The 11911-nt window shown below is 58.1% G+C and carries 10 protein-coding genes; 8 read left to right on the forward strand and 2 right to left on the reverse strand.

The window, feature by feature from the left end:
- The 3 genes from DXB86_RS03035 to DXB86_RS03045 all read left to right on the forward strand — a co-directional run bounded on the left by DXB86_RS03035 (position 1) and on the right by DXB86_RS03045 (position 3155).
- Positions 1-1206 (forward strand): agmatine deiminase family protein, encoded by a 1206-nt coding sequence (locus DXB86_RS03035; RefSeq protein WP_117635777.1) that lies wholly within the window; start codon positions 1-3, stop codon positions 1204-1206.
- Between the two features lie 367 nt (positions 1207-1573).
- Complete coding sequence (locus DXB86_RS09885; RefSeq protein WP_117637033.1) at positions 1574-1756, forward strand: hypothetical protein; 183 nt, start codon at positions 1574-1576, stop codon at positions 1754-1756.
- Complete coding sequence (locus DXB86_RS03045) at positions 1746-3155, forward strand: APC family permease (RefSeq protein WP_117654946.1); 1410 nt, start codon at positions 1746-1748, stop codon at positions 3153-3155. Before DXB86_RS09885 ends, DXB86_RS03045 begins: the two co-directional genes overlap by 11 nt.
- 36 nt (positions 3156-3191) lie before the next feature.
- Here the strand turns inward: DXB86_RS03045 and DXB86_RS03050 are convergent, their stop codons facing one another.
- Entirely contained in the window at positions 3192-3383 is a 192-nt protein-coding gene (locus DXB86_RS03050; protein ID WP_117640166.1) for a hypothetical protein, read from the reverse strand.
- Positions 3384-3511: 128 nt separating this feature from the next.
- On the opposite strand from DXB86_RS03050, the gene DXB86_RS03055 reads away from it, so the two are divergent.
- The 4 genes from DXB86_RS03055 (at position 3512) to DXB86_RS03070 (ending at position 9350) form a co-directional block, all read left to right on the forward strand.
- Positions 3512-4504: a helix-turn-helix transcriptional regulator gene (locus DXB86_RS03055; RefSeq protein WP_117736105.1), complete on the forward strand. Its 993-nt coding sequence runs from the start codon at positions 3512-3514 to the stop codon at positions 4502-4504.
- 315 nt (positions 4505-4819) lie between these two features.
- Complete coding sequence (locus DXB86_RS03060) at positions 4820-6448, forward strand: amidohydrolase (protein ID WP_158550994.1); 1629 nt, start codon at positions 4820-4822, stop codon at positions 6446-6448.
- 104 nt (positions 6449-6552) lie between these two features.
- The gene (locus DXB86_RS03065) at positions 6553-7929 is read left to right on the forward strand and encodes an MATE family efflux transporter (RefSeq protein WP_117736106.1); all 1377 of its coding nucleotides are present in this window, start codon (positions 6553-6555) and stop codon (positions 7927-7929) included.
- Positions 7930-8180: 251 nt separating this feature from the next.
- Positions 8181-9350 (forward strand): ATP-binding protein, encoded by a 1170-nt coding sequence (locus DXB86_RS03070; RefSeq protein ID WP_199410969.1) that lies wholly within the window; start codon positions 8181-8183, stop codon positions 9348-9350.
- Positions 9351-9723: 373 nt separating this feature from the next.
- On the opposite strand, the gene DXB86_RS03075 is transcribed toward DXB86_RS03070, so the two are convergent.
- Positions 9724-10374: a GNAT family N-acetyltransferase gene (locus tag DXB86_RS03075; protein ID WP_117736107.1), complete on the reverse strand. Its 651-nt coding sequence runs from the start codon at positions 10372-10374 to the stop codon at positions 9724-9726.
- 344 nt (positions 10375-10718) lie between these two features.
- Between DXB86_RS03075 and DXB86_RS03080 the strand changes: the two genes are divergently transcribed.
- Positions 10719-11750: a 3-deoxy-7-phosphoheptulonate synthase gene (locus DXB86_RS03080; protein ID WP_117736108.1), complete on the forward strand. Its 1032-nt coding sequence runs from the start codon at positions 10719-10721 to the stop codon at positions 11748-11750.
- Positions 11751-11911: the final 161 nt, after the last annotated feature.

An 11911-nucleotide genomic window follows, 5' to 3' on the forward strand; every position in this document is an offset into this window, starting at 1 on the left:
ATGCGTACGATCACCGAGTCCGAGTCCACCCCCAAGGCCGACGGCTTCTTTATGCCCGCCGAGTTCGCTCCGCAGGATCGCGTGTGGATGGGCTGGCCCCACCGCACCGACACCTGGGCCCACGGCGCCAAGCCTGCTCAGAAGCAGTATGCCGCCATCGCCCGCGCCATCTCCGAGTTCACCCCGGTCTATATGTGCGCCAACCAGGTCGACTATGCCAACTGCAAGGCCGTCTTCGAGAACGACGAGAACGTCACCGTTATCGAGATGACCACCGACGACGCCTGGTTCCGCGACACCGCCGCCACCTACGTCATCAACGGCAAGGGCGAGAAGCGCGCCAACCACTGGCACTTCAACGCCTACGGCGGCCTCGTCGACGGCCTGTACTTCCCGTGGGACAAGGACGAGCAGATCGCCCTCAAGATGGCTGAGCTCTCCGGCTGCCGTCGCTATCGTCCCGACGACATGATCCTCGAGGGCGGCTCCATCACCGTCGACGGCGAGGGCACCCTTGTCGTGACCGACCAGTGCCTGCTTTCCCCGGGCCGCACCTGCTCTGCGGTTCTGGAGGAGGAAGAGGATCCCGAGTCCATCTGGCCCAAGTTCCACAAGAAGTTTGAGCCCTGGAGCGAGGAGCTTCGCGCCTACATGGACGAGCACCTCAAGGATTACCTGGGTGTCGAGAAGGTCATCTGGGTCAAGGAGGGCATCGACCCCGAGGAGACCAACGGTCATATCGACGACGTTGCCACGTTCATCGCTCCGGGCGTCATGGCCTGCATCTGGACCGACGATCCCGAGTATCCGTTCTACGAGCAGTGCCACGCTGCCTACGAGACCCTCTCCAACGCCGTTGACGCCAAGGGCCGCAAGATGAAGGTCTACAAGCTCTGCATGCCCGTGAACCCGCTGTTCATGGACCAGGCTTCCTGCGACACCATCGACGCCGACGAGAACGCCGAGCCGCGCGTTCCCGACGAGCCGCTGATCGCCTCCTACATGAACTACCTGGTCACCAACCACGGCGTTATCGTCCCGCAGTACGGCGACGAGAACGACCAGCTGGCCGTTGACACGCTCCAGAAGATCTATGACGAGGTCTGGGGCGAGGGCGTCTACAAGTGCGTCGGCGTTCAGTCCGAGCAGGTCGTCTTCGGCGGCGGCAATATCCACTGCATCACTCAGCAGGAGCCGTCCGCTTAATCGTCTGACTTTCCGAGGCACCCCATCTCGCCGCTCAAACCGTCGCTCGCGTACCAAAGTACGCTTCGCTCCTCTTTCGCGGCGACCTGGGGCACCTCGAAAACCCAGCCGATCAATCGGACAATCGGCGAATCGAACCATCTTGGGGCATTGATGGTCGGCTTGCCCGATGTCTTGGTCGGTTGGGTTTTCTTTGGGCACTCCGTTGCCTCCACTTCGGAGTGCCCTTTTCTTTGATTGAGTACGCGTCTGGCCTGGGATTTTTTGCGGGTTAGGCCAATTGTTCGCTTGAATTTCCCAGGTCAGACGCGTCTTCAATTGCCGAAAGTTATCGGTCGTGAACGCGGCCGTTTTGATCGGAGTATCTATGTACCAGCGTATCGTTATCTACACGCGCCTGTTCCGCGAGCGTTGGTCCAACAAATGCATCCTCTCCTCTCTCTGGGATGGCACCTGCACCGGTGACGCGGCCTGCAACCCTACCTTGGGCTGCGCCTTCGGTACAGATGCCATCCTTTTTGCTGTAGGGGGAGCGCGCCATGGCAGGTAAAAAGTTCTCCCTGATCGAGGTCATCCTTTCGGTTATCTGCGTCGTGTTTACCATCGAGGCGGCGGCTCCGGCATCTGCCATGGGCAACGTGCAGTTCTTCTGGTGGATCTTCCTTATCATTACGTTTTTGCTTCCCTATGGTCTGGTGGTGGCCGAGCTGGGTACGGCGTTTGATTCCGAGGGCGGCCTGTACGATTGGGTTCGCTTGGGCCTGGGCGACCGTTGGGGCGCTCGTTGCTCTTGGTGCTACTGGGTTAACTTTCCGCTGTGGGTGGCAAGTATCGCCTGCATGTTCCCCAGTGTCATTAATGCGGTGTGGGGTATCGAGTTTTCACTCGGGATCCGAATCGCCATCGAGATTGTCTTTGTGTGGGGCGTCACGGTCATGGCAATGCAGCCGGTGGCCGAGGCAGATTGGGTCATGGACGGCGGCGCCGTCATCAAGGTGCTCATTACCGCTGTGGTGGGAATCGTCGGCATTTGGTTTGCCTGCAATAACGGCTTTGCCAACGACATGTCGTTTAAGACCTTCATTCCAGATCTGGGCGACACCAATTCGTTGACGTACCTATCGATTATCCTGTTCAACTTTATGGGCTTCGAAGTGGTCGCGACCTTTGCCAGCACGATGAAGAACCCGTCGCGTGATATCCCCAAGGCGGTTATTGCCGGTGGCGTGGCCATTGCGGCGATCTACATCATCTGTGGCATTGGCATCGGAGCCGCGGTTCCCACCGAGCAGCTTTCACTCGATTCGGGCATTGTGGACGCAGTCGCCGCTATGGTGGGGCGCACCCACCCGCTGACGATGGTCGTGGGCGTGGCCTTTTTGGTGACGTTGTTCGCCAATATGATCTGCTGGAGCTTTGGCGTCAACAACGTAGCGAGCTATGCCGCGCGCCATGGCAACATGCCGCGTCCCTTTGCGTTGGTGTCCAAAAAGACCGGCATGCCCAACGGCTCGGCGCTCATTAACGGCTGTTTTGCCAGCCTGGTGCTGCTGCTCCAGATTCCGCTGGGTGAGGGTTCCGACGTCTTTTGGGTCTTCTTCTCGATGAACGTCGTCTTTCTGCTCATGAGCTATATCCCCATGTTCCCAGCGTTTTGGCGTCTGCGCAAGCACGATAATCGCTCGCGTGTGTTCCGTGCGCCTTTCGAGGGCAAGGTGCTCGCGGTGGCGCTTGCGATTCCCGTGGTGGAGCTCGTGCTTTCGATTGTTGCTACGATTGTGCCGCTCAACAGCTCACCTGCCGAGATGGCAAAGTTGCCGATTCTCGCGGGCGTAGTGATTGGCCTGTTATTGGGCGAGGTTTCGCGCCTCATATCGCGCCGCGGCCGAAGCGTCGACAATCCCGGCGTTGGTGCACGGGGGTCAGGTTACTTTGCACCAAAACAGTAAGCGCCGCGAGTTGCGCAGCGCTTGGTGCATCTTGGATTACTGTTCGCGGTGCTCGGGATCGGAAACGAGCTTAGGCGCAAAGAAGGGGACGTGGCCCAGATAGGGGCAGCTGTCCGAACGCTCTTCGACGACACAGGGGACGTCATTGTAGGTAAGTGAGTCGCACAGGTGGACGATGGCCTTGGCGGCAGGGGCAACGAGTATTTTGAGCGGTGCGATAGGCGCCATGGCATCTCCTTTCATCGGTGAGACACAGCTTGTTTATCTAAACGATACAGTACGTTTAATCGGTGAGTCTAATCTTGCGGCAAAGAATCTGTCAACATCCTCACGGCATCTAGGCAGGGGAGGCGGGCATGAGTTTCGCGTTCTATATCTACACCACGATTATCATGGGTGTGGCTCTGGTGACCAGTGCCGTGGCATTGGTGGTTTGGCTCATGACGCGCCGTCGCGACAGCCTGGTGGCCGCGGCGGGCTTTTTGCTCTACATGCTCGATATGTCGGTCATTTTTTTTGACGAGTACAATCGGCTCAAATACGACTACGCTGTTACCTTTAGCGAGCCGTTGCAGCACCCCTTGCTGCGCTGCGTGCTCGGTATTGCCATCTATGCCTGCGTGGTACTGTGGATGTTTGCGCGCTTGCGCAAAAGGCCGACGTCGCGCATGCTCGGACTTGCTATCGTGCCGTTTTCAATCTTGCAATTGGTGCTGGTGCCTCGCAGCGGTGCTGCCGGAGAGATGCAGCAGTATCTCTTTTGGCTCACGCGTGACCTGGGCAATGTAGGATGTCTTGCCTATGCCGCCTGGCATTACCGGCACAGGGCCACGCGTGTTGAGAAACTCGACCTCGACCGCTCAAAGCTCTTTTGGAAGGTGGCACTCGTTCTTGCGTTTTGCGTAATCGCCGAGGACACCTACATGATTTTGCTCTGTCGCCCCGACTCTCAAAACCCCGTCATCAGCCTCTTTTTGTGGTATCTGTCCGAGCGCAATATCTCCGAAAACGTGCTGCTCATGGCATGCGCGGTCCAACTCTTTTGCCAGTTTAGCCATATCCTGCGCGTGTATGCCCGTCATCCGCGTGCCGATGAGGACGTGGCGGCCGAGAGCGCACGCTCTGGGGACGATCTAGCATCACGCGTTGTGATCTATGCCGATGCCCATAAGCTGTCGCGGCGCGAGCAGGAGGTGCTCACGCTGGTGCTGAAGGGCAACGACGCCCAAAACATCGCCAGCGAGTTGGTCATCAGCCCTGGCACTGTCAAGGCGCACTTGCATCGCATCTACGTTAAAAGCGGTGTCTCCAACCGAGATGACCTCATAGATGCCTTTTGGCGTTCCTAGTCCTATTCTTCCTTGCATGCGGGTCTTGCCGTGTGGGCGGGCACGCCGTTGGGCGTAATGACGCGGTAATAATCTCAGACAATAAACCTGCAGGTAAAGCGTGTAAACCTGCTTAAACTGACCGTTTGCGATCCCTGGCCTTGGCACGGATTTGCCCCTGTGTATCAATGGGTGTAGCGCGAAGCCGCGGACGTGGGACAGACGTCCGAGCACGGCTTGTAGGCACGCGCCGATGCGGGAGCGCTACGCTCCCAACCGAGTGCCCACGCGGGCGGTGCGTCCGCGTTGCAACCAAAGATGCCTGAGGAGGCTCACATGGACAAGGCTGATGTAGTTATCAAGAGCAACGCCGTCTTTACCGGCGATGGGCTCGAGCCGTTTAAGGGCGGCGTTGCCGTGCGCGGTGATAAGATTGTTGCCTGCGGTGACGATGCTCACCTGGCACCGTTTATCGGTCCCGATACCGAGGTGCGCGACTTTGGCGACCAGCTCGTCATGCCCGGCCTGATCGACTCGCACACGCATTTTGCCCAGGGCGCGTTTATGACCGACCCCGATTTTGCCGTCAACCTCATCGACTGCACCAGTTTTGAGATGGCGATGGAACGTGTCGTGGCGTTTGCAGCCGACCATCCCGATAACGAGTGGATTCTGGGCTGCCAGATTATCCAGTTCCAGTGGGATGTCCCCGAGATGCCCACAGCCGCGATGATCGATGAGTACATCTCGGACCGCCCGGTCTTTCTGCAGCAGGTTGACCTGCATACCTTTAGTGCCAATACCTGCGCCATCAACAAGGTGGGAGTAACTTCGCAGACGCCCGATCCCGCAGGCGGCAAGATCCTTAAGGATGCCGAGGGCAATCTGACGGGCGTGTTTTCCAACAACGCCGGCGTCTTCTTTATGGACGAGGTCTACGACCCAGCGCCCGAGGTTGTTGACGCGTCGTTTGCAAAAACCGCCCGGCGCGCCAATGCCCTGGGAATCACTACGGTCGGCATGGTCAATCCTACGTTTGTGAGCATGGAAAACCCGTATGCGGTGTTGGCAGGTCTTAATGCCAAGGGCGACTTGCCACTGCGCGTGTTCCTGTACACCGATCTGTTCGAAAACGAGTCCTTAACGCTCGAGCAGATCAAGGAGAAATACGCCTTCTCGGGTACGCAGGTCGAGTGGCACGGCTTTAAGCAGTTTCTTGATGGCGTGTGCTCCGACCACACCGCTTGGATGCTTGAACCCTATTCCAACGCGCCCGATACCTGCGGTGAGCCCGCGGAGGATCCAGAGCGCATCCGTGCCGCCATTGTCAGGGCGCAGGAATGGGGCGTTGACACGCGCGTCCATACGATCGGCGATCGCTCGGTGCGTTTTGTGCTTGATTGCTTTGAGGAGGGCGAGCGCTTGCATGGTAAGCGGGGTTGCCGCCACTCCATGGAGCACAACGAGACGGTTCAGCCCGAGGATCTGCCGCGCTATGCCGAGCTGGGTATATGCCCTGGTATGCAGCCGTGGCACATGCTGCTCGATATGGCTGACCTTGCCAAGGACGATGCCGTGGGCCCCGAGCGTGCTGCGCTTTCGTGGCCCCTGCATAGCCTGCTTGCCAGCGGTGCCGTGGTGCACCTGGGCAGTGACTTCCCCGTTGTGGGCTTGGAGCCCATGGAGGAGGTGTACGGCGCGGTCTTCCGCATGCTCGAGGACGGCTCCAACCCAGAAGGGTGGTTCCCGCAGGAGCGCATCACCATGGCCGAGGCCCTGCGCGCCTACACCTACGGCAGCGCCTACGCCATGCATGCCGAGGATCGCATCGGTACGCTCGCATGCGGCAAACAGGCTGATATCTGTGTGCTCGACCGCAACCTCTTTGACTGCGAACCGGCTGAGGTCCTCGAGGCCACGGCGTCTCTCACGATGATTGCCGGCAAGGTGGTCTACGAGGCCTAGCGGGGCTGCTGCATCGCCGGGCGGTGCCACAGCCCGTGCGTGCCGCCCATCCATCCATTCATCCATTCATCCATTCATCAATCTCTCATGGAAAGGGGAGAACAATGGCAGAAGAAGCAACCGCCGCTGTTGAGGAGGAGCGTGAGCTTGCCTCGCAGCCGATTCCCGGCCTGGTGCGCAAGTACACCATCATCACCGGCCAGGGTATGCTCGCCCAGATTATCATGGTGGTCCTTGAGGGCCTCGTGATGGGTTGGGGCCTGGGTGCACACGGCCTGGCTTGCGTCTCGATCATCATGTCGGTCGAGTACATTAACCTGGCCTTTGGCAACCTGTTTGGTACCGGCGTGCCCGCCGTGGTGGGCAACCTTTTGGGTGCCGGCGACATTAAGGGCGCCAGCAAGGCGTTTAGCCAGGGCTTTTGGCTTACCACGATTGTGAGTGTGCTGCTTGCTGTGGTGATGGCTGTGTTTACCGAGCCCATCTGCGCATTCTTCGGCGCCACGCCCGACATCATGGCCGATACCGTTGCCGGCGTGCGCACCTTCTCCGTGCTGCTGCCGCTCACGGTCATTGGTCAAATGGTCACCGCCGTCATGCGTGTGGACGAGAAGGTTCAGATCCAGGCCAACCTCATGACCGTGTCTGCCATCGTCGCTATCTGCTGGCTTGCGCTTTCCACGTTTGTGCTCAAGCTCGGCGTTATGGGAGCCGGCGTGTACTACGGTCTTTCCATCGGTATCTGGGCCATCGGTGTCTTCTGGTTCATCGGCGGTAAGAAGTCGCAGCTCCAGATCAGCGCCGCCGATCTCAAACTCGACATGGGCATCTGCGGTCAGATCATCAAGATCGGTTTCCCGTTCTTTTTGGTGCAGGCTGCCACGTTCATCTTCAACACCGTTGCCAACTCGCTGCTTGGCCAGCTCGGCGGCGATATGGGTTCGCTCTACATCGCGGCTTTTGGCGTGATCAACGGCTACATCCTCTACATTACCATGATGGTCGCCCAGTGCTTCTCGTACGGCCTGCAGCCCATTGCCGCCTTCAACGCCGGCGCCAAGGCGTGGGCGCGCCTCAAGGAAACGCTCTCCTGCACGCTTAAGTACCAGGTCGTGACGCTTGCTGCGGTGTCTGCTGTGCTATGGGTGGCCGCAACGCCGGTCTGCGCCTTTTTTGCTGGTAGCGACCCGGCGCTCGTCGAGGTTGCCGCCAACGCCACGCGCATCGTTATCCTGGCCGTGGCCCTGGGCTATCTTGCCATGACCATGTCGATGTACTTCCAGGCGGTTGAGAAGGTGGGTATCGCCACGTTCACCGGTCTGCTCCGCTACGTGATCTGCTCCGTGCCGCTTATGTACCTGCTTGGCAACATGATGGGCGTTCAGGGTGTCTGGTTTGCCTTGGTGGCGGCTGACGCCATCACTGGCCTTATCTCCATCGCCCTCGCCGTCCGCGAATCCAAGCGACTTGCCACGCTCTAGACTCGGACACGGCCGGCGCGCGATAGTCGAATAAGTCAACTCGCCTGCAAGCCACCACAATGGGGACAGTTCCCATTGTGGTGGCTATTGTTATTTAGGGTCTGAGATTTCGGCTCTATAAATAACGTTTTTGAACTGGGCTACTATAAGATTGTGGAAAACACTACTACAAGATTATGGAAAACGCTACTGCAAGATTATGGCAAATGATACTATACGATTATGGTAACAGCGTTATAAGGGGCGTTGATATGGCCGAGTACATTAACAGGGATTTGCATGAGTTGCTCATTCGCATGGCGGGTTGGTTTCCTGTTGTGTCGTTGACGGGGCCTAGGCAGAGCGGTAAGTCTACGCTGGTTCGGCATGCCTTTCCCGACTATTCTTATGTTACGCTTGAGGACCCCCAAACGAGGCGCGCGGCCTTGGAGGATCCGGTGAGTTTTATCCGCAACCGAAAGGGCGGACTCATCATCGACGAGGCGCAATACGCCCCGGATTTGTTCTCGATGATTCAGGTTGTTTCGGATGAGCGGGGAGACGCCGGTCAATACATCCTTACGGGATCGCAAAACTTTTTGATGATGAAAAGCATCGGCCAGTCTCTTGCCGGGCGAGTCGGGATCTTAAAATTGCTGCCATTTTCGTTTCGAGAAGCGGAGAGGGGCCAGCAGGGGCAGTTGGAAGTGGATTTGTTTGCGCTCGAAGGGGGATACCCTCGCCTGCGTTCCGCCGGAATGCCGTCCTCGGTTTATTTCCCCAGCTATATTGATACCTATGTTGAGCGCGATGTTGTGGGCTTGCTTGATGTGCGCAATAAAGCGGAGTTTCATAAGTTTCTGTCCATAATTGCCCAGAGCGCCGGTGCTCTCATTAATATATCTTCGCTTTCTCGAGATACGGGTGTGAACGTATCGACCATTAAAAGCTGGTTGTCTATCCTGGAGCAGAGCTACCTGACGTTTTCACTGCAGCCCTATTATGCAAATGCCAGGAAACGTTTGACTAAAACGCCCAAGCTTTATTTTTACGACACGGGGCTGCTCTGCTACTTGCTCAAAATTGGATCACTGGAGCAACTTTTGGAGAGCCCTTATCTGGGGGCAGTTTTCGAAAACCTCATCGTTTCCGAAACGGCGAAGAGCCATCTCAACGTGGGCGAGAATCCCGAGTTGTATTTCTATAGGGACGACGGCAAGCGAGAAATCGATTTGCTCGACTGCACAAACTCAGGGAGTCCCAAGGCTATCGAAATAAAATCATCCAGAACGTATCACGATAAGTACGCCCGCCATTTACAGGCTGTATGCGATGAGATCGACATTGCAAAAGATGCGCGCTATGTTGTGGCCCGCGTGGATTCAACGTATGAGTCGAAAGACTGTAGCGTGGTCTCGGCGCGTGATTGGCTTTTGCGATAACAAGTTCGGCGTATTAACAACTGCCGCGAAGGGTCCGGACCCCTTTCGCGGCGGTTTTTTGCCGATCCGGTGCGCCTCAGATGCAAGTGAGTAGGCTTTTTTGGATCTGTCGAGCACACCGCGACAAACGCTAAATAAAACCGCAGGTCAGAGCTGTGGCGTTTTGGAGTGTGCTCGGCCTCCTGCAAAAGGTCTACTCACTTGGTTTTTCGGCGAGAAGGCCGCCGCAAGGGCAAGCAGCTCTCCTCGCGGCGGTTGGCGTTTGCCCAGATAAAACCTGCCAAAATAAACCTGTCCCTTTTTGGCATGTCCCTTTTGGCGTGGCTGATTGGTTTGGGCTGTTTTGGAGAAAGCCCATGAGGTGGCACTCAGGCTAATCCTGCGTGTCGCCTCCGTACATGTAGACGATAAAACCGTCGCCGGTGTCTTGACTGTGATCCTCCAGGATGCGCTTCATGTTGAGGTGCTCGTAGAACTGCCAGTCGGAGTTGCAGTCGCTCATCAGGAAGAACTTGGTGCAGCCTGCCTTGGCGAGCTCGGCGCGCGCAAGGTCGATAAGCGCGCGGCCGAGCCCCTTGCCCTGCCACTCGGGCACGATGATGATCAGGTTGAGCTGGCCCTGGGCATACTCGTTGCCTGTGGCGGCAAAGCGATCCGCCGTGGCCTTTTCGCGACTGTCGCCGAAGAGCGAGCCCTCGAGCTTGGCGTCGGCAGCCTTTGCCATTTCGGTTGCCTGGGCGAGCATCTCGTTGTAGCAGGACTCCCACGTGGGGTTGGTGCGCGGCTTGCCGTCCTCGAAGATGCCGATGCAGCAGGCGGCGATAATGCGGCCCTCGGCCTCGGCGACAAGCGCGATAGGTGAGCGTTGCAGCTGCATAGCGATGTTAAAGCGCGCGCAGAAATCGGCAGCTTCGACGTCGCCGCGGTTGCGCAGCGTGTTGCACCACAGCTGGTTGTAGATGGCGGCGATGCCGGTCAGGTCGTCGAGCGTGGCGGCGCGCAGGGTTACGTTGTCAAGGCTCATGAAGGCTCCTTCCAAGTTGGGTCAGGCCACCTCTGAGTGTGACATGGACGCAGGGCGGCCGCATCAATCATTCGGCAGGCGAGCCCCGATCCCTCGGGGACGGAGGAAAAGGGGTCACGAGTGAGGATTTTCGGACGCTTGCCCGACGAGAGTGGATAATCTCCCACTTTGAGCGCGAACATGGGCCAAAAACGGGAGATTATCCACTCTCGTGGTGAGCGGGCCCTTGTGTCGATTCATTCCCTTTTTAGTAGGCTGTGCTTGCACTTTAGCGTGCGACAGCGGATAATGCCGAGCACTCAACAATACGCTTTTTGCTCTCTCTATAGATTGAGGAGGCCCCTATGGCCATGGATTTCAAACGCAGGCTGCCGATCCCCATGGAGATCCGCGAGGAAATGCCGCTTTCCGCCGAGCTTACCGCTAAGAAGCAGGCATTCGACGCCGAGGTCGCCAAGGTCTTTACCGGCGAGGACGCGCGCAAGGTGCTCATCATCGGCCCGTGCTCTGCCGATCGCGAGGATTCGGTCCTCGAGTACATGAACCGCCTGGCCAAAACCGCCGAGGAGGTCAAGGACAAGCTCATCATCATCCCGCGTGTCTACACCAACAAGCCGCGCACCAAGGGTACCGGCTACAAGGGTCTACTGCACAATCCCGACCCCGAGGCGCCCGATGACCTGCTCGAGGGCGTCAAGGCCATTCGCCACATGCACCTGCGCGTCATCGAGGAGACCGGCTTCTTTACCGCCGACGAGATGCTCTACCCCTCTAACTATCAGTACCTTGTCGATCTGCTGAGCTACGTCGCTGTGGGCGCGCGCTCGGTCGAGAACCAGGAGCACCGTCTGGTGTCGAGCGGCATTTCGGTGCCGGTGGGCATGAAGAACCCCACTGCCGGCTCCACCACCGTCATGCTCAACTCCATCTACGCCGCTCAGGCGCATCAGAGTTTCATCTTCCGCAACTGGGAGGTCGAGTGCGACGGCAATCCGCTCGCGCACGCCGTTATGCGTGGCTACATCGGTCTCGATGGGCGCACCTACCCCAACTACCACTACGAGCACCTCGAGCGCCTGGCCGAGCGCTATACCGAGCACGCCGGCTATGCCAATCCGGCAGCGGTCATCGACTGCAACCACGACAACTCGGGCAAGCGTCCGCTGGAGCAGTATCGCATTTGCAAGGAGGTGCTCGACAGCTGCCGCCGCAACGAAGTCATTTCAAGGCTGGTCAAGGGCTTTATGATCGAGTCCTACCTTGAGGACGGCAACCAGCCGGTCGACGGCGGTGTCTTTGGCAAGTCGATCACCGATCCGTGCCTGGGCTGGGAAAAGACCGACTATCTCATTCACGAGATCGCGGAGCGGGTTTAGTTACGCGGGTTTTCGCTGACTCTGCCAAGACATCGGCGGTCCCGTTGCTGCCGGGCACTCATTTGGGACAGACTTAAATGAGTGCTCGCAGAATGAGAGTGGATAATCTCCCGTTTTTAAGTAGTCGTTGGGGACGTTCTTGTTTGACTGGTCGTTTAAGA

This window comes from Collinsella sp. OM06-18AC, assembly GCF_003438785.1.
Taxonomy (GTDB): Bacteria; Actinomycetota; Coriobacteriia; order Coriobacteriales; family Coriobacteriaceae; genus Collinsella.